Source organism: Pseudoalteromonas sp. NBT06-2 (assembly GCF_002276045.1).
Taxonomy (GTDB): Bacteria; Pseudomonadota; Gammaproteobacteria; order Enterobacterales; family Alteromonadaceae; genus Pseudoalteromonas.
In genome coordinates this window covers 1-548 of the sequence record NZ_NQMR01000331.1, presented here as the reverse complement: position 1 = coordinate 548, position 548 = coordinate 1, and the positions used below count along the sequence as shown (strand labels likewise).

Annotated in this window: 1 pseudogene; it reads left to right on the top strand. The window is 34.3% G+C overall.

The features are described 5' to 3' along the window. Positions 1 to 548, top strand: a pseudogene (locus tag CJF42_RS27930) (hypothetical protein); the annotation flags it as partial.

Below are 548 nucleotides of genomic sequence, written 5' to 3'. Positions count from 1 at the left end.
TATGAGCCTGAACTTTAAACCACAAAGATATAAAAAACCAATTTGCTCGGTTGATTACTTAACTGTTGTATTTTGTCCTAATGAATTAGCGCGTTTAAAGATGCAAGCAAAACTGCATTTAGGTAATGGAGATTTTAAAACGTATAAAGCGGCTTATAACGCCCTTATTTGTTCAGAAGTATTTAATGAAGATGCTACTGATGATTTAGAACTGACATCTATTGAAACCTCGGCAAACTTTAAAACATCTGATGATTATTTTGACAAACTTTTTAAGTCTAATTTAAAAGAAAAATATGTTGATGGTACTGATGTTGATGCTTTTTTCAAAACAGTTGTAAAGCAAACTCACAAATACAAAACCCTTAATAAATTAATTGAGGGTGACATTTCTTATTTTATGCGCTTGTTAAACGAAGAAGTTGCAACACGCGCTGACAGGTATAACGAAGATGAACAACCGTGGACGTTTAGGGAAAGTATGGGCGGCATGTTTACGTATGAAAAGTCGGCCACATTATACCGTCATGGTATTAACTCAGGCATGG